The 21784-nt window shown below is 76.2% G+C and carries 16 protein-coding genes; 12 read left to right on the forward strand and 4 right to left on the reverse strand.

Going from position 1 to position 21784, the window contains the following annotated elements; all coding sequences use genetic code 11:
• Positions 1-81 precede the first annotated feature (81 nt).
• Positions 82-5661, forward strand: a complete 5580-nt coding sequence (locus ACYVQV_RS00200; protein WP_461021239.1) for an ATP-binding protein — start codon at positions 82-84, stop codon at positions 5659-5661.
• Between the two features lie 11 nt (positions 5662-5672).
• On the opposite strand, the gene ACYVQV_RS00205 is transcribed toward ACYVQV_RS00200, so the two are convergent.
• On the reverse strand, positions 5673-6581 hold the full coding sequence (locus ACYVQV_RS00205) for an alpha/beta fold hydrolase (protein ID WP_461021240.1): 909 nt from the start codon (positions 6579-6581) through the stop codon (positions 5673-5675).
• Positions 6582-6726: 145 nt separating this feature from the next.
• Here ACYVQV_RS00205 and ACYVQV_RS00210 point away from each other — a divergent pair, with 145 nt between their 5' ends.
• The 4 genes from ACYVQV_RS00210 (at position 6727) to ggt (ending at position 11868) form a co-directional block, all read left to right on the forward strand.
• Entirely contained in the window at positions 6727-7617 is an 891-nt protein-coding gene (locus ACYVQV_RS00210; RefSeq protein WP_461021241.1) for an enoyl-CoA hydratase-related protein, read from the forward strand.
• A 16-nt stretch (positions 7618-7633) separates the two neighbouring features.
• Positions 7634-8107 carry a DUF4442 domain-containing protein gene (locus tag ACYVQV_RS00215; RefSeq protein ID WP_461021242.1) on the forward strand — a complete coding sequence of 158 codons (474 nt, stop codon included), beginning with the start codon at positions 7634-7636 and terminating at the stop codon, positions 8105-8107.
• 142 nt (positions 8108-8249) lie between these two features.
• Entirely contained in the window at positions 8250-9902 is a 1653-nt protein-coding gene (locus tag ACYVQV_RS00220; protein ID WP_461021243.1) for a methyl-accepting chemotaxis protein, read from the forward strand.
• 157 nt (positions 9903-10059) lie between these two features.
• On the forward strand, positions 10060-11868 hold the full coding sequence (ggt, locus tag ACYVQV_RS00225) for a gamma-glutamyltransferase (RefSeq protein WP_461021244.1): 1809 nt from the start codon (positions 10060-10062) through the stop codon (positions 11866-11868).
• A gap of 28 nt (positions 11869-11896) precedes the next feature.
• On the opposite strand, the gene ACYVQV_RS00230 is transcribed toward ggt, so the two are convergent.
• Positions 11897-13177, reverse strand: a complete 1281-nt coding sequence (locus tag ACYVQV_RS00230; protein WP_461021245.1) for an ATP-binding protein — start codon at positions 13175-13177, stop codon at positions 11897-11899.
• Positions 13178-13562: 385 nt separating this feature from the next.
• Here ACYVQV_RS00230 and ACYVQV_RS00235 point away from each other — a divergent pair, with 385 nt between their 5' ends.
• From ACYVQV_RS00235 to ACYVQV_RS00245, 3 genes are all read left to right on the forward strand, one after another.
• A complete protein-coding gene (locus tag ACYVQV_RS00235; RefSeq protein WP_461021246.1) occupies positions 13563-13793 on the forward strand; it encodes a hypothetical protein in 231 nt (76 codons plus the stop codon).
• Positions 13790-15076, forward strand: a complete 1287-nt coding sequence (locus tag ACYVQV_RS00240) for a cupin domain-containing protein (RefSeq protein WP_461021247.1) — start codon at positions 13790-13792, stop codon at positions 15074-15076. The genes ACYVQV_RS00235 and ACYVQV_RS00240 overlap by 4 nt, the downstream gene beginning before the upstream one ends.
• A gap of 70 nt (positions 15077-15146) precedes the next feature.
• Positions 15147-16145, forward strand: coding sequence for a sucrase ferredoxin (locus ACYVQV_RS00245; RefSeq protein ID WP_461021248.1), 999 nt, complete (start codon positions 15147-15149; stop codon positions 16143-16145).
• Here ACYVQV_RS00245 and ACYVQV_RS00250 read toward each other — a convergent pair.
• Positions 16090-16821: a DUF3159 domain-containing protein gene (locus tag ACYVQV_RS00250; protein ID WP_461021249.1), complete on the reverse strand. Its 732-nt coding sequence runs from the start codon at positions 16819-16821 to the stop codon at positions 16090-16092. The two genes, ACYVQV_RS00245 and ACYVQV_RS00250, sit on opposite strands and share 56 nt — an antisense overlap.
• Positions 16822-16877: 56 nt before the next feature.
• Here ACYVQV_RS00250 and ACYVQV_RS00255 point away from each other — a divergent pair, with 56 nt between their 5' ends.
• The 4 genes from ACYVQV_RS00255 to ACYVQV_RS00270 all read left to right on the forward strand — a co-directional run bounded on the left by ACYVQV_RS00255 (position 16878) and on the right by ACYVQV_RS00270 (position 21000).
• On the forward strand, positions 16878-17423 hold the full coding sequence (locus ACYVQV_RS00255) for a hemerythrin domain-containing protein (RefSeq protein ID WP_461021250.1): 546 nt from the start codon (positions 16878-16880) through the stop codon (positions 17421-17423).
• A 3-nt stretch (positions 17424-17426) separates the two neighbouring features.
• Positions 17427-17879, forward strand: coding sequence for an ankyrin repeat domain-containing protein (locus ACYVQV_RS00260; protein WP_461021251.1), 453 nt, complete (start codon positions 17427-17429; stop codon positions 17877-17879).
• Positions 17880-17948: 69 nt separating this feature from the next.
• Positions 17949-20048: a M3 family metallopeptidase gene (locus tag ACYVQV_RS00265; RefSeq protein ID WP_461021252.1), complete on the forward strand. Its 2100-nt coding sequence runs from the start codon at positions 17949-17951 to the stop codon at positions 20046-20048.
• A 7-nt stretch (positions 20049-20055) separates the two neighbouring features.
• Complete coding sequence (locus ACYVQV_RS00270; RefSeq protein ID WP_461021253.1) at positions 20056-21000, forward strand: NAD-dependent protein deacetylase; 945 nt, start codon at positions 20056-20058, stop codon at positions 20998-21000.
• Here the strand turns inward: ACYVQV_RS00270 and ACYVQV_RS00275 are convergent.
• On the reverse strand, positions 20962-21699 hold the full coding sequence (locus ACYVQV_RS00275; RefSeq protein WP_461021254.1) for a dienelactone hydrolase family protein: 738 nt from the start codon (positions 21697-21699) through the stop codon (positions 20962-20964). The genes ACYVQV_RS00270 and ACYVQV_RS00275 overlap by 39 nt on opposite strands.
• Positions 21700-21784: the final 85 nt, after the last annotated feature.

Consider the following 21784-nt stretch of genomic DNA (forward strand, 5'->3'; position numbering starts at 1 on the left):
AGCAGCGGGCCGTGACGTACTCGCTGGTAGCGAGGCACGCTCAATAGGGTGACCGCGTCGTCGCCCCACCGGAGGTCACCCGTGCTCACCCGCATCGCGATCGTCAACCGCGGCGAGTCGGCCATGCGCCTGGTCAACGCGGTGCGCGAGCTCAACGCCGAGCGCGGTGCCGGCGACGGGCGGCTGGTCACGATCGCCCTGCACACCGAGGCGGAGTCCGGGGCGCGGTTCGTGCGCGAGGCCGACGAGGCCTACGACCTCGGCCCGGCGTCCGCCCGGCCGTACCTCGACCTCGCCGTGCTGGAGCGGGCGCTGCGCGAGACCGCCGCGGACGCCGCCTGGGTCGGGTGGGGCTTCGTCGCCGAGGACCCCGCGTTCGCCGAGCTGTGCGAGCGCCTCGGGGTGACCTTCGTCGGCCCGGACGCCGAGGCGATGCGGCTGCTCGGCGACAAGATCGGCGCGAAGCTGCTCGCCGAGGAGGTCGGCGTCCCCGTCGCCCCGTGGAGCCGCGGCGCCGTCGACACCCTGGACGACGCGCTCGCCGTCGCCGCGCAGATCGGCTACCCCCTCGTCCTGAAGGCCACCGCCGGCGGTGGCGGGCGGGGCATCCGGCTCGTCGGCTCGGACGCCGAGCTGACGGCGGCGTACCAGCTGACCCGGGACGAGGCGGAGCGCGCCTTCGGCAGCGGGGTCGTCTTCCTCGAGCGGCTCGTCACGGGCGCCCGCCACGTCGAGGTGCAGGTCATCGCCGACGGCCAGGGCACCGCGTGGGCCCTCGGTGTGCGCGACTGCAGCATCCAGCGGCGCAACCAGAAGGTCGTCGAGGAGTCCGCGTCACCGGTCCTGGCGCCCGACGACGTCCGGCTGCTCAAGGACTCCGCCGAGCGGCTGGCCCTGCGCGTCGGCTACCGGGGCGCCGCGACCGTCGAGTTCCTCTACCACCCCGGCGAGCGCGCGCTGGCGTTCCTGGAGGTCAACACCCGCCTGCAGGTGGAGCACCCGATCACCGAGGCCACCACGGGGTTCGACCTGGTCAAGGCCCAGCTGCACGTCGCCGCCGGTGGGCGGCTCGAGGGGCAGCCGCCCGCGGAGGTCGGGCACGCCGTGGAGGCCCGCCTCAACGCCGAGGACCCCGACCGCGACTTCGCCCCGGCCCCCGGCCGGGTCGCGCTGCTGCGCCTGCCGGCCGGCCCCGGCGTCCGGGTCGACACGGGCCTGGGGGAGGGCGACGTCATCCCCGCGGACTTCGACTCCATGGTCGCCAAGGTGATCGCCTGGGGCCGGGACCGCGCCGAGGCGCTCGCCCGGCTGCGACGGGCCCTGCGCGACACCCACGTCGTCATCGAGGGCGGCGCCACGAACAAGTCGTTCGTCCTGGACATGCTCGACCAGCCCGAGGTCCTCGACGGCACCGCCGACACCGGCTGGATCGACCGCGTGCGGACCGAGGGCCGCCTCGTCGCGCACGCGCACGCCGGCACGGCGCTGGTCGTCGCCGCCGTCGAGGCCTACGAGGAGGAGGAGCGGGTCGCCCGGCAGCACTTCCTCGCCACCGCCCACGGCGGCCGGCCGCAGGCGCGGCACGAGGCCGGGCAGCCGGTCGACCTCCGCCTGCGCGGCCGGACCCACCGGGTCGCGGTCGCCCAGGTGGCGCCGGACCGCTACCGGGTGACCGTGGGCGCCGGGACGGCGCACAGCCGCACCCTGGACGCCCGCCTGCACCGCCTGGACGCCTACTCCGCCCGCCTGGAGCTGGGCGGCAGGTCGCACCGGGTGACCACCGCGACCCACGGGGCGGTGCACGCGATCGAGGTCGACGGCGTCGCCCACCGGGTCACCCGCGACGAGGGAGGGGTGCTGCGCTCGCCGGCGCCGGCGCTCGTCGTCGCCACCCCGGTGGAGGTCGGCTCGCAGGTCGAGGCCGGCGCCGCGGTCCTGGTGCTGGAGAGCATGAAGATGGAGACCGCGCTGGTCGCCCCGGCGCGCAGCCGGGTGCGCGAGCTCCTGGTCGCCGTCGGTCACCAGGTCGAGACCGGGGCCCCGCTGGTGCGTCTCGAGCCACTGGAGGGCGGCGAGGACGACGCCGCGGCCGCCGCGGGCGGGACCGACGACCTCGACGGCCTCGACGGGACGGTCGCCCCGGTCCAGGGGCCGGCCGAGGTCGCCGTGGCCGCGCTCGGTGACCTGCGCGGTCTGCTGCTCGGCTACGACCTGCCCGCGGGTGACGAGCGCTCGGCGGTGACGGCCTTCACCACGGCGCGCGCCCGCCTGGCCGACGGAGCGCAGGCGGCCGGAGGCCCGTTCCCGGTCCTGGCCGCCGAGACCGCGCTGCTCGAGGCCTTCGCCGACGTCGCCGAGCTCAGCCGCAACCGGCCGGCCGCCGGAGACGCCCAGGGCGCCGACGAGCGCGTGCACTCCCCGCGCGAGCACTTCCACACCTACCTGCAGAGCCTGGACGCCGACCGCGGGCACCTGCCGGAGGACTTCCGTGGCCGCCTGCTGCGCGCCCTGGGCCACTACGGCGTCACCGACCTCGAGCGCTCGGACGCCCTGGAGGAGGCCGTCTTCCGGCTCTTCCTGGCCCAGCAGCGCAACCAGAGCCACCAGGGCGTCGTGACCGCCGTGCTGCGGCAGTGGTCCACGGCGCCGCGACCGGACGGCGAGCAGGCCGACGCGGTGCACGACCTGCTCGACCGGCTCGTGCTGGCGACCCAGCTGCGCTACCCCGTCCTGGGTGACCTGGCCCGCAGCGTGCGGTTCCGCTGGTTCGACCAGCCTCTGGTCGACCGGGCACGGGCCGACGTGCTGGCCGGGGTCGGCGACGAGCTGGAGTACCTCGCGGCCCACCCGGACGCACCGGACCACGGCGAGCGGATCGACGCCCTGGTCGCCATCCCGGAGCGGATCGTGCGGTTCCTCGCCGAGCGGCTCGAGCGCGGGGTGCCGTCGCGCGAGCCGATGCTCGAGGTGCTGGCCCGCCGCCACTACCGCGAGCACGACCTGCACGACCTGACCGTGCTCGACACCGGCGGGCGCGCGACCGCGGTCGCCGACTACGTCCTGGACGGCCGGGCCACGCACCTGGTGACGACCGTCGGGCGCGTCGACGAGCTCGACCCGGACGGGCCGCTGACCCGGGCCCTGACCGACCGGGTCGCCGCCGCCACGGCCGGGCACGAGGTGGTCGTCGACCTGTACCTGCACTGGCCGGACGCCCCGACGGACGCGGACGCGCTGGCCAGCCGGCTGGCGGCGGTCCTCGACCGCTCCGGCGCGGTCCGCGGGGCGCGCCGGGTCGTCGTCGGCGTGGTGCCGGGCGGGGGGCGGCCCGTCATGTACGCGACGTTCCGTCCGGACCGTGACGGGTCCGAGGTCGCCGACCCCAGCGCCGGTCTGGTGGAGGACACCCTGGTGCGCGGGGTGCACCCGATGGTCGGCCGGCGCCTGGACCTGTGGCGGCTGCGCAACTTCGAGATCACCCGCCTCGACGCGCCCGAGGACGTCCTGCTCTACCACTGCGCGGCGCCCGGCAACCCCGCCGACCAGCGGCTCGTCGCCCTCGCGCAGATCCGCGAGCTGGCCGTCGTCCGGGACGCCGACGGCCACGTCAGCGGCCTGCCGCACGTGCAGCGCGCCGTCGCCAGCTGCCTGGAGTCCATCCGGCAGGCGAAGGCCACCCTCGCCACGGGGGCCGCCCGGTTGGACATGAACCACGTGTGGCTGCACATCTGGCCCGTGGTCGAGGCCCCGCTGGAGGAGCTGACCGCTCTCAAGCGGACCATCTCCCCGCTGACCGCCGGGGTCGGCATCGAGGAGCTCGTCGCGCAGGGCCGGGTCGCCGCGGCGGACGGCGTGCACCCGGTCGCGGTGCGGTTCACCCACCAGCCGGGCCACGGCGTCGTCGCCGACGTCGGTGGGCCGCTGACCGAGCGGCTGCAGCCGCTCGACGAGTACGCGCAGAAGGTGCTGCGCTCCCGTCGCCGCGGCACCGTCTACCCCTACGAGCTGTGCAACCGGATCGCCGGGCCCGGTGGGACGTTCACCGAGCACGACCTCGACGACACGGGCCGCCTGGTCCCCGTGGACCGCGCCCCGGGCGGCAACCGCGCGGGCGTCGTCTGCGGCGTGGCGAGCACCCCGACCGCGCGCCACCCGCAGGGCATGACCCGCGTCGTGCTGCTGGGCGACCCGACCCGGGCGCTGGGTGCCGTCGCCGAGGCCGAGTGCGCCCGGGTCTGCGCGGCCCTCGACCTCGCCGAGGAGCTCGGCGTCCCCGTCGAGTGGTTCACCCTCTCCGCCGGCGCCCGGATCTCGATGGACTCGGGCACCGAGAACATGGACTGGGTGGCCCGGGCGCTGCGCCGCATCGTCGACTTCACCCAGGCCGGTGGCGAGGTCAACGTCGTCGTCGCGGGGATCAACGTCGGTGCCCAGCCGTACTGGAACGCCGAGGCCACGATGCTCATGCACACGAGGGGCATCCTGGTGATGACGCCCGACAGCGCGATGGTGCTGACCGGCAAGCAGTCGCTGGACTTCTCCGGCGGCGTGTCCGCGGAGGACAACTTCGGCATCGGCGGGTACGACCGGGTGATGGGCCCCAACGGGCAGGCCCAGTACTGGGCCCCGGACCTCGGTGCGGCGTGCGACGTGCTCTTCGCCCACTACGAGCACTCCTACGTCGCCCCCGGTGAGCGCGGCCCCCGCCGCGCACCGACCACCGACCCCGTCGAGCGGGACGTGCGCGCCTACCCGCACCAGGTCGACGGCAGCGACTTCCGCACCGTCGGCGACGTCTTCTCGCCCACGGCCAACCCCGACCGCAAGAAGCCGTTCGACATCCGCACCCTCATGCGCGCCGTCAGCGACGCCGACCACCCCGCGCTGGAGCGGTGGGCGGGGATGGCGGACGCCGACACCGCCGTCGTGCACGACGCGCACCTCGGCGGGTGGCCGGTGTGCCTGCTGGGCATCGAGTCCCGGCCGGTCCCGCGTCGCGGGTTCCCGCCCAGCGACGGACCGGACACCTGGACCGCCGGCACGCTGTTCCCCCGGTCGTCGAAGAAGGCGGCGCGGGCGATCAACGCCGCCAGCGGCTCGCGGCCGCTCGTCGTCCTGGCCAACCTGTCGGGGTTCGACGGCTCGCCGGACTCGATGCGCAACCTGCAGCTGGAGTACGGCGCCGAGATCGGCCGGGCGATCGTCAACTTCGACGGCCCGATCGTGTTCTGCGTCGTCTCCCGCTACCACGGCGGCGCGTTCGTGGTGTTCTCCAAGGCGCTGAACGACGCGATGACCGTGCTGGCCGTCGAGGGCTCGTACGCCTCGGTCATCGGGGGCGCCCCCGCCGCGGCCGTGGTGTTCGCCGGTGAGGTCGACGCCCGCACCGGGGCCGACCAGCGCGTGCGCGACCTGGAGCAGCGGGTCGCCGCGGCCGAGGGTCCGGAGCGTGCTGCGCTGGCCACCGAGCTGGGCGACGTGCGGGCGACCGTCAGGACCGAGAAGCTCGGCCAGGTCGCGGCGGAGTTCGACGCGGTGCACAGCATCCACCGCGCCGTGCAGGTCGGTTCGGTGGACGCGGTGATCAGCGCCCACGAGCTGCGCCCCCGGCTGGTGCAGGCCGTGGAGGAGGGCCTGGCCCGCTGGCGCTCCGGCGGCTGACCGGACGCCGGTCAGCCGGCCCGGCGCGGTCGGCGTGCGCGCCGTCCGGTGGGCGTGGTCGCCACGAAGTCCCGCAGGACCCGCGCGAACCGGTCCGGCTCGTCCAGGTGCGGGAAGTGCCCGGACCGCTCGAACACCTCCAGCCGGCTGCCGGGGACCTGCTCGTGGGCGGCGCGGGCGTGCGCCACCGGGATCATCCGGTCCCGGCCTCCCCACACCAGCAGCAGCGGCACCCGCAGCGCCCCCAGTCGGCCGACGGCGCTGACCCGCTGGCCGCCCGGGTCGATGACCGACCGCGCGGTGGCGAGGAAGGCCCGCCGGCTGTCGGCGTCCCCGAGCTGGACGAAGCCGCGCCAGGCCTCCCGCGCGTCCTGGCTGCCCTTGAGCCCCGCGCGCGCCAGGGCGGTGTTGACCAGGCCGCCGCTGCGCCGCACCCACGACGAGGCGACCAGCGGAAGCACCAGCTCGGAGCCGGGCAGCGTGGGCACCCGCAGCAGCGGGCTGAGCTCGCGCCCGAGGCCCCCGCTGGACACCAGCACGAGGCGCTCCACCCGCTCGGGGAACAGGTAGGTGGTCTGCAGGCAGACGCCACCGCCGAGGGAGTGGCCGACGAGCGTGACCCGGTCGACGCCGAGGTGGTCCAGCAGGTCCCGCAGGGCCGCGGCGTGCGCGCCCAGCGACAGGTCGCCGACCGACTTGTCCGACGCCCCGTGGCCGAAGAGGTCGGGCGCGAGGACGCGGTAGTCGCCGGACAGGTTCGCCACCAGGTGCGACCAGCCGCGGTACGAGCCGAGGAGCCCGTGCACGAACAGGATTACCGGCCCGGCGCCCGCGTCGACGAAGCCGAGGCGCTGGCCGTGCAGCGTCACGCTGGTCGCAGCGGGCGGGCCCGTCCGCTCGCGCCCGGTGGACGTCACCACGTCGACCTCCTCTCGACGGTCCACCACGAGGTTACGTCCGCGGTGACGTCCGGCCAGGGCCGCAGGTCCCTCGGCGCCGTCCTGTGAGAGGGACCACGGCGCGCACCGGGCCGCCCCGGTCACGGCGTGCGGCACCATCGCGGCCATGACGTCGAACGACACCACCACGACCCCCGCCCCCGGCGCGGTCGGCAGCGGCACGGCCACCGAGCAGCTCGCCGGCGGCGCCCTGCTGCTGCGCCGACACGAGGGTCGGCACGAGGGTTGGGTCGAGGTGGTGCTCAACCGCCCCGAGCGGCTCAACGCCTTCACCGACGCCGTCTACGACGGGCTGCTGCAGGTGTGCGACCGGGTCCGCGACGACGAGTCCGTGCGGGTGGTCGGTTTCAGGGGTGCGGGTGGCCGCGCGTTCGCGGCCGGCAACGACATCGGCGAGCTGTCCGCGATCCGCACCGGGCGCGACGGCGTGGCCCACGAGCTGAGGGTGCGGGGCGTCCTCGAGGCGGTCGGCGCGCTCCCGCAGGTCACGGTCGCCGTCGTCGAGGGCGCCTGCGTCGGCGGCGGCCTGGCGCTGGCGACCTACTGCGACCTGCGGCTCGCGGCCCGCGGTGCCCGCTTCGGGTACCCGATCGCCCGGACCCTGGGCAACGCGCTGTCCTCGCCGGTGCTGGCCCGCTGCGCCGCGGTCTTCGGTGAGTCCCTCACGCGGCAGATGCTGCTGGCCGCGCGGCTCGTGGACGCCGACCGGGCGCACGCCGTCGGGGCCCTCGTGGACGTCGCCGACCCGGAGGGGCTGGACGACGCGGTGCGGGCCCTGGTCGCGGACGTGCTGCGCTGCTCGACGACGACGCAACGCGTCACCAAGGAGCAGCTGCACGCCCTGTCCGCCGGGTGCGAGGGCCCCGTCCCGGGGGACGAGGCGCTGCTGTCGCGCGCGTACGGCGGGCAGGACTTCGCCGAGGGGCTGCGGGCGTTCGCCGCGCGCGAGCGCCCTCGGTTCGGTGGGCCCGACGCGCCGCTGGTTACCGACGGGTAACATCGCGGGTGTGACAGTGAGCCCACGCACCCTGCGCCGCGGTATGAACCTCTGGCCGCCGTTCCTGTTCAGCGGCGTCCGCGTCGACCACATCGCCGACGACTGGACCAGCGCCTCGGTCTCCCTGCGCCTGCGCCGGTTCAACCGCAACTACGTCGGCACCCACTTCGGTGGGTCGCTGTTCGCGATGACGGACCCGTTCTGGATGCTGCTGCTCATGCACCGCCTCGGCCCGACCCACCTCGTGTGGGACCAGCGCGCCGAGATCGAGTTCCGCCGTCCCGGCCGGGGGACGGTCCGCACCCGGTTCGAGCTGGACGACGCGCGCGTGCAGGAGGCGGTCGACCTCACCGCCGGCGGCGAGAAGGCCCTCCTGTGGTTCGCCAACGACGTGGTCGACGCCGCGGGGGAGGTCGTCGCCACCGTCCGCAAGCAGGTCTACGTGCGGCGCAAACCCGACCGGCGCGCCCCGGTCACGACCGGGGCGTAGGCCGCGCGGCGGGCGGGCGGGCGGGGACGGGCGGGGGGCCCGTGGCGGACCCACGCGCTCAAGGGGGACGGGTCACCTGCCGAGGGTGTGTGAACGCACCCGCCTCCCGGCACGGTGCGCCCACCGATCCGTGGAGGGGCCGATGCCCGCCGACGCGCGCACCGCACCGCAGCGACCCGAGCCCGCAGGCACCGCCGACGGCCCGCACGCCGGTCAGACCGCTGGCCCGACGGCTGCGCTCGTCGCGGCCGGTGCGCTGGCGCTGGTCGCCGGTGGCCTCGCCGCCCGGTCCGGCGTCCCGCTCGTCGCGGCGGTGGTGCTGCTCGCCGGCGCCCTGACGCTCGGCGGGGTGTGGTGGCTGCGCCGGACCGTCCTGGTCCCGCTGCGGGGTCTGCAGGGTGCGGCCGAGCGCCTCGCCGCCGGTGACCTCACCGTCGACCCGGAGCGGGACGCCCACCTGGTCCAGGCCGCCGGACCCGTCCTGCGGCCGCTGGCCCTGTCGCTACGGGCTGCCGCCGACCGCACGCGCGACGTCGTCCGGGTGGTCACCGACTCCGGGGCGTCCCTGGGCTCCTCCGCCGAGCAGCTCGCCGCCGCCAGCGGCGAGATGGCCGAGGGGTTCGCCCGCACCAGCGCCCGCACCGCGGGCATGAGCGCGAGCGCCCAGCAGGTCTCCGAGCACGTCGGCGCCGTGTCGGCGGCGTCGCACCAGCTCGACGCGTCCGTCGCGGAGGTGGCGCGCAGCACCCACGAGGCGGCGAGCGTCGCCCAGGAGGCGGTCACCGCGGCACGGGACACCGCCGACGTCGTCCGCCGCCTCGGCCGCTCGTCCGCCGAGATCAGCGACGTCGTCCGGCTCATCACCTCCATCGCCGAGCAGACGAACCTGCTGGCGCTCAACGCCACCATCGAGGCGGCGAGGGCGGGGGAGGCGGGCAAGGGCTTCGCGGTCGTCGCCGGTGAGGTCAAGGACCTCGCCCAGGAGACGGCACGCGCCACCGACGACATCACCCGTCGGATCACCGCGATCCAGGCCGACACCAGCGGCGCCACCGGCGCGATCGACCGGATCCAGGAGGTCATCGGCCGGATCGCCGGGCACCAGGGCACCATCGCCGGGGCCGTGGAGGAGCAGTCCAGCACCACCGCGGCGATGAGCCGCAGTCTCACCGAGGCCGCCGCGGGGTCGGCTGAGATCGCCGGGCACGTCGACTCGGTCGCCGGCGCGTCCGACGCGGCCCGCGCGCAGGTCGACCGGACCCGGGGCGCCGCCTCGGAGATCGCCACCCTCGCCCGGGGGCTGCGCGGTGCCGTCGAGGGCTTCCGGCTCCCGCAGCCGCAGGTGCTCCGCCACGAGCCGGGCCCGCAGGGCGGCGTCGTGCTCGACGTCCCCGGGGTCGTCAGCGTGACGTGGGCCCCCGCCGTCAACGCGGTGGTGGTCCGCTGGCTGCGCTACGACGACTTCGCCGTCAAGCCGGCGCTGACCGAGCAGCTGCAGCAGATCCGCCGGCACGGCCTGACCGCCGTGATCGTGGACTCGCGGGAGGCCGTGGGCTCCTACTCCCCGGAGATGACCCGCTGGATCGGCGAGGACTTCGTCCCCCGGATGTCGGGGACGCGGGTCCGGCGCCTGGTGACGGTCGTGCCCCGCAGCTCCCTGGCCGCCCTGTCGAACCAGGAGTGGCAGGACGGCGGGGCGCGCTCCGGGCTGCAGATGCTCGAGGTCGCGTCCGTCGCGGAGGCCGAGCGGCTCGCGGCCGAGGTGGCACCCGCCAGGAGCCGCGCGAGCACCTGACCGGGCAGGTGCCGCGTCCCGGCCCGTGCGGGCCCCCCGCGCGGCCGCCGTGGACTGACCGCGTCGAGCCCTGGTGCGGTCGCGGCCGGGGTGGTAGACCGGTTCGGTCCGATTCGCACCGATCGGCGTGCCGGTCGGCTGGATCCCGGAGGCCGCCGTGGCCCGACGTCCCGTCCGACACCCGCAGCCCGCCACGCGGCTGACGCTCGCCGCCGCTGCGCTGGCGCCGGCCCTCGCCCTGGGGCTGCTGGCCACCGCGCCGAGCGCCCAGGCCGCCCCGAGGCAGACGGAGAAGGTGCCGCTGGCCACCGGCACCGGGGGAGCGGTCTCCACGGTCGACCCGGAGGCGACCAGGATCGGCCTGGACGTGCTGCGCCGGGGCGGCAACGCGGTGGACGCCGCGGTCGCCGCCGCCGCCACGCTCGGGGTGACCGAGCCGTACTCGGCGGGCATCGGCGGGGGAGGGTTCATGGTGGTCTACGAGGCCGCCACCGGTCAGGTGCACACGCTCGACGGGCGGGAGACCGCACCGGCGGCGATGGGCCCGGACGCGTTCGTCGAGGACGGCGAGCCGATCCCGTTCGGGGAGGCGGTGACCTCGGGTCTGTCGGTCGGCGTCCCCGGCACGGCGCGGACCTGGGAGGTCGCCCTGGAGGAGTGGGGCACGATCGACCTGCGTCGGGCCCTGGCCGGGGCGACCCGGGTGGCGCGCCGCGGTTTCGTCGTCGACCAGACGTACCACGACCAGACCGCCGCCAACGCCGAGCGGTTCGCCGCCTTCACCTCCACCCGCGACCTGTTCCTGCCCGACGGGGCCCCGCCGCCGGTGGGCTCGGTCGTGCGCAACCGGGACCTGGCCGAGACGTACTCGCTGATCACCCGTTACGGCGCGGACGTCCTGTACACCGGCGAGGTCGGCGACGACGTCGTGGCCACCGTCCAGGAGCCCCCGGTCGTCCCCGGCACCGAGCGGGTGGTGCGTCCGGGGCTGATGACCTCCGCGGACCTGGCCGCCTACGAGGCGCCGCTGCGCGAACCGACCCGTGTCGGCTACCGGGGTCTGGACGTGTACGGCATGGCGCCGCCGTCGTCGGGCGGGACGACCGTGGGCGAGGCCCTGAACGTCCTCGAGACGTTCGACGTGCCCGGTGCGGACGACACCACGGCGGCGCACCTGTACCTGGAGGCCAGTGCGCTGGCTTTCGCCGACCGCAACCGGTACGTCGGGGACCCCGACGTCGTCGACGTCCCGGTCGAGTGGCTGCTGTCCGACGAGCTCGCCGCCCACCGCGCCTGCGAGATCGACGTGGACCAGGCGCTGAGCAAGCCGGTCGCGCCCGCCGAGCCGGGGGCGACCGGTGGGTGCTCGTCGGCGTCGGGCCCGCCCACGACGGACGGCGGGGTGTCCACCACGCACCTGACCACGGCGGACCGCTGGGGCAACGTCGTGGCGTACACGCTGACGATCGAGCAGACCGGCGGCTCGGGCATCGTGGTGCCCGGCCGGGGCTTCCTGCTCAACAACGAGCTGACCGACTTCAGCTTCACCGACACCCAGGGCGGTGAGGACCCGAACCTGCCGGGGCCGGGCAAGCGCCCCCGCAGCTCGATGGCCCCCACCATCGTCCTGGACGACGGCCGGCCGGTCCTCGCGCTGGGGTCACCGGGCGGCTCGACCATCATCACCACCGTGCTGCAGGTCCTGGTCGCCCACCTGGACCGCGGGCTGCCGCTGCTGGACGCCGTGGCCGCTCCACGGGCGACGCAGCGCAACACCCCCGCCGTGGTCGCGGAGGACGGCTTCCCGCGAGCGGACCTCGAGGCCCTCGGGCACCGGTTCACCGCGACGGGGGAGATCGGCGCCGTGGCGGCGGTCAGGGTGCTGCCCGGCGGGCTCCTGCAGGCGGTGGCGGAGCCCGAGCGTCGCGGCGGGGGCAGCGCGGGCGTGGTGCGACCGGTGCCGTGAGCACCGGCCGGTCGCGGGCCGGGACGGCTCAGGTGAGCGGCTCGAACGTGGCGACGAAGACGGGACGTCCGCTGCGGGTGCGGTCGACCTCGATCCGCATCCGGCAGGGCAGCTCGCGCCCCGACGCATGCAGCGCGGGCAGCTCGACGGTGCGCCCGAGGATGCGCCGACGGCCGTTGACGAGGTGCTGCGTGAAGCCGGCGACGTGCGCCTCGCGCAGCCGGTCGGGGACCAGGGCGACGACCCGCCGGCCGACGAGGTCCTCGACCGCCCACCCGAGGAGGCGGGCCGCACCGGCGCTGACGGCGACCAGCCGGTTGCGCTCGTCGGCGGCGACGACCGCGGCCGGGGACTCGCTCACCGCGGTGGCGTCCCACTCGGTGGTGACGTCGACGGCCAGCTCCTCACCGCAGCCGACGCCCTCCCACGCCTTCGCCGGCACCCCCTGCACCTGCGCCACCACCTGACCGCAGCACCAGTCGCGCAGGGCGACGACCTCCGGCAGGCCGGGCAACGCCAGCAGGTCCCCGTCCTCGGCGAGCCGCTCGGCCTGGTCCAGCACGTCCTGCAGCACGGCGATCCCGGGCAGGGTCCGCACGTCCGCCACCAGGTGCACGTCGACCACGTCGGCGCCCGGCTCGGCCGCCACCGCGTCGTCCACGGCCGTGACGAGGAGCGTCAACGCGGTGTCCGCCTCGGCCAGGTCGTCGTGCGGACGCAGCGGCTCCGCGGCGAGCGCCTCCATCCGGTGCAGCAGCAGCTCGCGCAGCATCGTGTCGGCGTGCTGCTGGGCGGCGGCCCACAGGCGAACCGGCAGGTCCCGCAGCACGACGGGGACGCCGGGCTCCTCGGGCTGCTGCGGGACCGTCCAGGCGGCGCGGGACCGGGGGCAGCCCTGGTCGTCCGGGTCGTCGGGGTCATCGGAGTCCGGTCGCAGCTCGAACCACAGGGTCTTGCCGTCCTCGCCGTGCGGCTCGACCCCCACGGCGTGCGCGAGGTCGGCGACCAGCTGCAGGCCGCGTCCGGTGGACGCGAGCGCCTCGTACGCCTTCGGCACCGGGGGAGCGGGGTTGTCGTCGCGCACGCAGATGCGGGCGCCTGCCCCCAGGGGCCGCACGCTGACCTCGACACCGCTGCGGCTGTGCACGAGCGCGTTGGTCACGAGCTCGCTGACGGCGAGCTCCGCGGCGTCGACCAGCCCCGGGCAGCCCAGGTCCGTCAGGACCGCGGCGACGAAGCGGCGGGCGCGCGAGGCGCTGGCCGGCTCGGCGGGCAGGGTCGTCGCGCTCGCCGCCTGCCGCTCGGACATCCGGTCCCCGCCCCTCGTCGCGCCTGCGCGGCCGCTCCGGTCGCGCACGGCTCGGTCACTGTCCGTCACAGCCATGATGACTCCCCGTGGTCACACTGTGCAGACCGGGGACCTCCGCGTCCATGACGCGCGCCGGGCGGACGAATTCTCGCGCCCCCGCCACGGACGGCGGCGCCCACCCGGACGGGGGTGGGTCGCCCGCCGCCGAGCGGTCGCGGACCGCGGTGCCAGGCAGTAGACAGGGGCCGTGCGCCACCGCCCGGGTGGCCTCGACGAGCGGAGGACCTCGTGAGCGACACGACCGACCCCCAGCAGCACGGTCCGATGGACGGCGGCGCCGGTGACGGCGGCGCCGACGGTGGCGCCGACGGTGGCGCCGACTCGGGTGCCCACGGTCCGGCGGACGGCGGTGCCGGCGGTCAGGCCGGCGAGCACGACGGTGGTGCTGACGGCGGTGCTGACGGCGGTGCTGACGGCGGTGCTGACGGTGGTGCTGACGGTGGCGCTGACGGTGGCGCAGACGGCGGTGCCGACGGCGGCGCTGACGGCGGTGCAGACGGTGGCGCCGACGGTGGCGCTGACGGCGGCGCCGACCGCGGGGCCGGGATCTGAGTGACCGCCCCCCTGACGGAACGGGTGCCCGGCGGCGACGCCGGGCACCCGGCCCCGGGTCCCGCGCCGCACGCGCCGGCTCTGCGCCGCTGCGTCGGGGACGACCTGGACCGGTTCGCGACCGAGCACTGGGGACGCCGCGCCCACCTCGCCCGCTCCGAGGACCTGCCCCGCGACTTCACCGACCTCCTCGACGCGGACGCCGTCGACGAGCTGGTGTCCCGCCGCGGTCTGCGGACACCGTTCCTGCGCGTGGCCCGTGACGGCTCGACCCTCGGGGAGCGTGCGTTCACCAGCGGGGCGGGCGTCGGCGCGACCATCACCGACCAGCTCGACGACGACAAGCTGCTCGGCCTGTTCGCGGGTGGCGCCACCCTCGTCCTGCAGGCCCTGCACCGCACCTGGCCGCCGCTGACGGACTTCTCCCAGGCCCTCGCGGCAGAGCTCGGGCACCCCGTCCAGGTCAACGCCTACGTGACGCCGCCGCAGTCGCAGGGCTTCAGCGCCCACTACGACGTCCACGACGTGTTCGTCCTGCAGGTGCAGGGGGAGAAGCGGTGGGTCGTCCACGAGCCCGTGCACCCGAGCCCCCTGCGCGACCAGGTCTGGACCGACCGCCGCGCCCAGGTCGCCCGGGCCGCCGACGCGGCGCCGGTCCTCGACGTCGTCCTGCGCCCCGGGGACAGCCTGTACCTGCCGCGCGGCTACCTGCACGCCGCGACCGCCCTGGGGCAGGTCAGCACGCACGTGACCGTCGGCATCCACACCTGGACCGAGCACGCCCTGGCCGCCACGGTGCTGGACGCCGCGCTCGACCGGCTGGCCGAGGACCCCACCCTGCGCGCGTCGCTGCCGCTGGGCGTGGACGTCGGCGCACCCGAGGACCTCGAGCCGCACCTCGGCGCGGTCGTCGAGGCGCTGACCCGGGCCGCCCGGGACGTCGGTGCCGGCGACGTGGCCGCCCGCCTCGGCCGCCAGGCCGACCGCTCCCAGCGCCCCGCCCCCGTCGGTCCGCTGCGCCAGCTCGCCGCCGCCGCGGACCTCGCCCCCACCAGCCGCGTCGTGCTCCGCCGGCACCTGCGAGCCCGGCTCGAGGAGGACGCGAACGGGACCGGGCTGCGCACCCGCGGCACACGCCTCGCCCTGGACCCCGGTGAGGCCGACGCCGTCCGCACCGTGCTGGCCGGCCGCCCCGTCCAGGTCGACCGGCTCGGCCTGCCCGACGACGTCGCCCTCGACCTGGTGCGCCGGCTCCTGCGCGCGGGGATCGTGGAGCCGCCTGCGTGACGGTGGACGCCGCGAGCGGACCGGTCAGGGACCACGCCACGCATGAGGTGCCGCCGGGGAGGTGCCGCCGGTGAGGTGCTCCGACGCCGCGCGGCTGCGGGCGGACGCCCTCGCCGGAACCGCCGCACCCGCACGGGTGTGGCTGCTGGTCGAGCACCCGGGGCCGTGGGCGCGCGACGCGTGGGCCGGTTCCGGGGTGGCCCCGGCCGTCCGGTCGCGCCTGGACGACGCGCTGGCGGCGGCCGGGGGCCGGGTCGTGCTCGTCCGGCGCCACGGCCGGCAGGACGCCGCCCGCCAGCACCACGGGCCCTCGCACCGGGACGCCCCTGGCCCGCGTTCCTGGGCGGTGGTCGGCACCGGTGACCGCGGAGCGGTCTGGGGAGGGTGGCGGCACGACCGCGAGCTGCTGGACGCCCTCCCGCTGCTGGAGGACCCCGGCCTGCTCCCCACCGCCACGGGCCGTCCCGACGAGCTGGTGCTCCTCGTCTGCGCCCACGGCCGCCACGACGCCTGCTGCGCGGTCCGCGGCCGCCCCGTCGCCGCAGCCCTGAGCCGGCGGTGGGCCCGCCAGACCTGGGAGTGCTCCCACCTCGGCGGCGACCGGTTCGCCGCCAACGTGGTCGTCCTGCCCGGCGGGGCCTGCTACGGCCGGCTGGACGGGGAGGACGCCGTGCACGTCGTCGCCGAGCACCTCGCCGGGCGCGTCCCCGCCGAGCACCTGCGCGGCACGAGCGACCTGCCGGTGCTCGCCCAGGCCGCCCTGGTGACCGCCCACCGCGTCCGCGGTCCGGCACCCGTCGACGCCCTCGTGCCGCGCGAGCCGGAGCGCGTGGCGCCGCGGCCGGGTGCCGGACCGACCTACCAGGTCCTGGTCGACGGGCCCGGTGACCAGCCGCCCCTGGCGGTCACCCTCACCCGCCGCCGGCTGCCACCGGCCAGGCTGACCTGCCAGGCCCCCGCGGACACCCAGGCGGTGACCTGGGATGCCGTCGACGTCAGGGACGCGGTCGACGTCAGGGACGACCCCGGTCCCGGGCAGCCCGGTCGGGCAGCGGCGCCGGGCGGGTGACGGGGTGCCGGACCCCCGGGTGCCCGGGGGGCAGCGACCGCACCAGCACCCACCAGCTGACGGCGGTGCACGCCGCCACCAGCGGCCACGTCAGCGCCACGCGGGCCACGGCCAGGGTGAGCACCTCGCCGGTCAGGTAGAGCGGGACCAGCACCGCCAGCCGCAGCCCGTACTGGGCCACCCACACCCAGCTGGCCCTGCCGTAGCCGCGCAGCAGGGCGGGGTCGCGCCGCCACCGCGCCCCCTGCCCGAGCAGCGCGCCGACCACGACACCGAGGAGCGGCCACCGCACGAGCAGGCTCAGCACCCAGGTCAGGGCGCTCGCCGCGTTCGCGAGCAGCTGCAGCAGGAAGAAGTCCTGGCCGCGACCGGTCCACACCGCGACGAGCCCCGCCACGACGACGGCCAGGACGGAGGCGACCGCGGCCCTCGGTCTGACGCCCCGCCGCAGACGCCACAGCGACACGACGGCCCCGCCGGCGACCGCGGCGCCGACCGACCAGCCCACCATGCCGTCGGAGACCCACCAGACGGCCGCGAACAGGACCGGCGGGACGGTCGCGTCGACGGCGGACCGGCGCCCGCCCAGGACGTCGGCGAGGCTCTCCGTGCGGTGGGCGCGGGTGGCGGCGTCCCCGACCCTGCTGGCGGACGGCTCCCCGTCGGCGGACCCCACCCCCCGAGCCTACGCACCGGGTTGCGAGCCGCGTCGTCGCTGGCACGCTTCTCGCCATGAGCGATGACACCGTCGACGGCACCGTCACCGTCCCCCGGCCCGACTCCGGCGACGTGGTCGAGCTGATCCTGGCCGACCACCGCCTGTTCGAGGACCTGATGCGCCGCATGCGCGACGACACCCAGGACCGGGCGGCGCTGCTGGCGACGTTCTCCGACGTCCTGGTCGCCCACGGCGAGGCCGAGGAGCGGCACGTCTACAACGCGCTGGTCCGCAAGGACGCCATCGACGACGAGGACGCCGAGCACGGCGAGCACGAGCACCACGAGCTCAACGAGGCCCTCCTCGCGCTGCTCGAGGTGGACGACGTCGACTCCGAGGACTTCGGCGAGGCGCTGGAGGAGGTCACCAAGGCCCTCGCCCACCACGTCGACGAGGAGGAGCGCACGATCCTCAACCCCGCCCGCAGCGAGGTCGACGAGGGCACCAGGGACCGGCTCGGGCGGGCCTTCGCGGTCGAGCGGGCGAAGCTGCTCGACGACAACGTGGGCTCCGTCGAGTCCGTGCGGCGGATCGTGTCCTCCGGCGCCGGCCAGGACTGACCCGTGCCGGTCGAGCTCGACGAGGAGACCCTCGCCTACGCCCACCGCGTGCTCGACCTCGCGCGGCACGGGGCGGCGGCCGAGCTCGCGGCCGAGCTGGACGCCGGGCTGCCCGCCAACCTGACCAACGACCGGGGCGACACCCTGCTGCTGCTCGGCGCGTACCACAAGCACCCGGACGTCGTCCGGACGCTGCTGGACCACGGGGCCGACCACGGCCGGGTGAACGACCGCGGCCAGACGGCGCTGGGCGCCGCGGTGTTCCGCCAGGACGCGCGGACCGTGCGGATGCTGCTGGACGCAGGAGCCGACCCCCACGCGGGGAACCCGTCGGCGACCGCCGTGGCGCGGTTCTTCGACCTGCCAGCGATGGCCGGGCTGCTGGAGGGGCTGCTGGAGGGGCTGCCGGAGGAGCAGCCGGGAGAGCGGCCGGACGGGCAGCACGTCGGCCGCTGAGCGCGCTGCGCCCGCGGGGCCACGGGCCCGCCGGCGGGCGCGACGGCGGGCTCGTGGCAGTGTGGTGCCGTGCCCGACGCAGACGCCACCACCGGTGCGGCCCCCGCCTCCGCGCTCGACTCCGACAACCCCTTCGCCGCTCCCAGCGGGCTCGAGCACGAGCTGCCGCCGTTCGACCGGATCCGCGAGGAGCACTACCTGCCCGCGTTCGAGGCGGGGATGGCCGAGCAGGTCGCGGAGGTCGCCGCGATCACCGCCGGCGACGACGTCCCCACGTTCTCCGACACCATCGAGGCGCTGGAGCGCTCCGGGGAGCTGCTGGAGCGCGTCTCGGCGGTCTTCTCCAACCTCACCGCGACCGACTCGACCGAGGGGCTCCGCCGGCTGCAGGCCGAGCTGGCGCCGAGGCTGGCCGCGCACCGCGACGCGATCCTGCTCGACCGCCGGCTGTTCGAGCGGGTCGAGGCGGTGCACGCGACCCGCCACGACGGCGGCCTGGACGCCGAGCAGGTCCGCCTCGTGGAGCGGTACCGGACCGACTTCGTGCGCGCCGGTGCGGGGCTGTCGCCGACCGACCAGGACCGGCTGCGGCGCCTCAACGGGGAGCTGTCCGAGCTCACCACGCGGTTCGGGACCGAGCTGCTCGTGGAGACCAACGAGTCGGCCGTGCACGTCCTCGACCGCGCCCGGCTCGACGGGCTGTCCGACGACGCCGTGTCCGCCGCCGAGCAGGCCGCCCGCGCCCGAGGGCTGGACGGGTACCTGCTGACCCTCGGGCTCAGCACCGCGCAGCCGGTGCTGGCGTCGCTGCGCGACCGGGGGCTGCGCGAGCAGGTGCACCGGGCGTCCGTGGAGCGCGGTGCCCGCGGCGGCGAGCACGACACCCGCGAGGTCCTGGTGCGGATCGCGGCGCTGCGCGCCGAACGGGCCGGGCTCCTCGGCCACCGCGACCACGCGTCGTGGGTGGTGGCCGACCAGACGGCCGGGTCCGTCGACGCCGTGACCGAGCTGCTGCACCGCCTCGTCCCGCCGGCCGTCGCCAACGCGCACACCGAGGCCGTCAGGCTGGAGGAGGCGCTGGTCGCCGACGGGCTCGAGGCCCCGCTGCAGCCCTGGGACTGGGCGTACTACGCGGAGCGCGTCAAGGCCGACACCTACCAGGTGGACGCCGCCGCGCTGCGCCCCTACCTGCCGCTGGACCGGGTGGTCCGCGACGGCGTGATGCGGGCCGCGACCGCGCTGTACGGGCTGACGTTCACCCGCCGGGAGGACCTGACCGGGTACCACCCGGACGTGGAGGTGCACGAGGTCCACGACGAGGCCGGCGACTCCCGCGGGCTGCTGCTGGCCGACTGGTACAGCCGCGACTCCAAGCGCGGTGGGGCGTGGATGAGCTCGTTCGTGACCCAGTCCCGGCTCACGGGACGGCGTCCGGTGGTCGTGCTGAACCTCAACGTGCCCCGGCCCGCCGGCGGCGAGCCGGCCCTGCTCACCGCCGACGAGGTGCGCACCGCCTTCCACGAGTTCGGGCACGTCCTGCACGGGCTGCTCTCCGACGTCACCTACCCACGGCTGTCGATGACGAGCGTCCCGCGGGACTTCGTCGAGTACCCCTCGCAGGTCAACGAGATGTGGGCGTGGTGGCCGCAGGTGCTGGCCGGCTACGCGGCGCACCACCGCACCGGCGAGCCGCTGTCGCAGGAGGTCGTCGACCGCCTGGAGGCGTCCCGCGCGTTCGGTCAGGGCTTCGCGACCACCGAGTACCTCGCCGCCGCGGTGATCGACCTCGAGTGGCACCTGCTGCCCGTGGACGGCGCACCCGTCGCGCCGCAGGAGGTCGCGACCTTCGAGCAGGCGGTGCTGGAGAAGTGGGGGCTGACGGTGGCCGCCGTCCCACCCCGGTACCGCAGCACGTACTTCGCGCACTCGTTCACCAACGGGTACGACGCCGGGTACTACTCCTACATCTGGAGCGAGGTCCTCGACGCCGACACCGTCGACTGGTTCACCGAGAACGGCGGGCTGCGGCGGGAGAACGGCGAGGTCTTCGCCCGCGAGCTGCTGTCCCGCGGCGGCAGCGTCGACCCCATCGCGGCCTTCGAGGCCGTCCGCGGACGTCCGAAGGACGTGGCCCCGCTGCTGCGGCGCCGCGATCTCGACGGGGCCTGAGGACCCCGTGGCGCACGCGTGGCGGCCCCACGACGGGGACGCGCCCGGCACGGCCGGTCTCGTCGCCCTGCTCGCGGGCGGGCGGGTGGCCGTCCTGACCGGCGCGGGGATCTCGACGGAGTCGGGGATCCCCGACTACCGGGGCCCGACCGGTGCGCGCACCCGCTCCGGCCCGCCGATGACGTACCAGGAGTTCGTCGGCGGGCCCGCCGCGCGCCGGCGGTACTGGGCGCGCAGCTTCGTCGGCTGGCGGGCCATCACCCGCGCCGAACCGAACGACGGGCACCGGGCCGTCGCCCGCCTGCAGCGCGCCGGACTCGTCACCGGGCTGGTCACCCAGAACGTCGACGGCCTGCACCAGGCCGCGGGCTCGGGCGACGTCGTCGAGCTGCACGGGGCGCTGGACCGCGTGGTCTGCCTGGGCTGCTCCCGCAGGTCGCCGCGCGAGGAGCTGCACGACCGGCTGGCGGCCGCCAACCCGCGGTTCACCGCGGTCGGCGCCACCCGGGTCAACCCCGACGGGGACGTCGAGCTCGACGAGGACCTGGTGGCCGGCTTCCGGGTGGTCGACTGCACGGCGTGCGGCGGCCTGCTGAAGCCGGACGTCGTGTTCTTCGGCGAGAACGTCCCCCGGGACCGGGTGGAGCGCTGCTACGGGATCGTCGACGCCGCCCGGGCGCTGCTCGTCCTCGGCTCGAGCCTGACGGTCATGTCGGGGCTGCGCTTCGTGCGCCACGCCGCCCGCCACGGCATCCCCGTCGCCGTGGTGAACCAGGGCCCGACGCGCGGTGACGACCTCGTGAGCGTGCGCGTCGACGCCCCGCTGGGCGAGGTGCTCCCGCGGGTCGCGCAGGCACTGGACGCCGGCTCCCTCGGGTCGGCCGGGTCGTCCGGGTCGTCAGGGTCGGCGGACTCAGCGCACGTGGTCGCGGAGGAACTCGACCGCGCGTGACCACGCCAGCGCGGCCTGGTGCCGGTCGTAGGACGGGCGGGTGTCGTTGAGGAAGGCGTGCCCCGCCGGGTACCAGTGCACGTGCGCCTCCACCCCCGCCTCGAGGCGCAGGTTCGTGGTCAGCGCCACCACGTCCTCCCGGCTCACCGACCGGTCCCGCTCGGCGAAGTGCCCCTGGACCTGCGCGCGCACGCCCGACAGGTCCGACCCCTGCGGCGGCACCCCGTAGAACGGCACCGCCGCGGACACCCGCTCGCCCTGGTCCGCCGCGAGCAGCAGCACGAACCCGCCGCCCATGCAGAACCCGATGACCCCCACCGTCGTGGACGTCACCGCCTCGTGGGCGAGCAGGTGGTCCACCGCACCGCCCAGGTCGCGCACGGCCCGCTGCACGGGCAGCGCGCGGCGCATCCGGGCCGCGTCGTCCCGCTCGTGCGCGACCCGCCCGCCGTACAGGTCGGGTGCCAGCGCGACGAACCCCTCGGCCGCCAGCCGGCGCACCAGGTCGGCGACGTGGTCGTCCAGGCCCCACCACTCCTGCACCACCACCACACCCGGGCCGGAGCCGGACGGCGGCAGCTGCAGGTAGCCGTGCGCGGTCGCGTCCCCGCTGGCGAAGGTCACGTTCTGCCACGCCGGCCCGTCGCCGGCGCCGGACTCGGGGGCGGGGTCGCGAGGGCCTGCGGCGTCGTCGCTCATGACGGCCACCGTAGGCGAGCGCACCCGTCCGGGCACGGCTCCGGCACGACGCGCGGGCCGCCACCGCGCGTCGTACGTTGGGACG

The organism is Thalassiella azotivora (genome assembly GCF_054781695.1).

Bases quoted from the DNA above. Each gene is read 5' to 3' on its own strand.
- ACYVQV_RS00210 (WP_461021241.1), top strand. From the start codon at position 6,727: ATGACGTCGAACGACACCACCACGACCCCCGCCCCCGGCGCGGTCGGC.
- ACYVQV_RS00220 (WP_461021243.1), top strand. From the start codon at position 8,250: ATGCCCGCCGACGCGCGCACCGCACCGCAGCGACCCGAGCCCGCAGGC.
- ACYVQV_RS00230 (WP_461021245.1), bottom strand. From the start codon at position 13,177: ATGTCCGAGCGGCAGGCGGCGAGCGCGACGACCCTGCCCGCCGAGCCG.
- ACYVQV_RS00255 (WP_461021250.1), top strand. From the start codon at position 16,878: ATGAGCGATGACACCGTCGACGGCACCGTCACCGTCCCCCGGCCCGAC.
- ACYVQV_RS00275 (WP_461021254.1), bottom strand. From the start codon at position 21,699: ATGAGCGACGACGCCGCAGGCCCTCGCGACCCCGCCCCCGAGTCCGGC.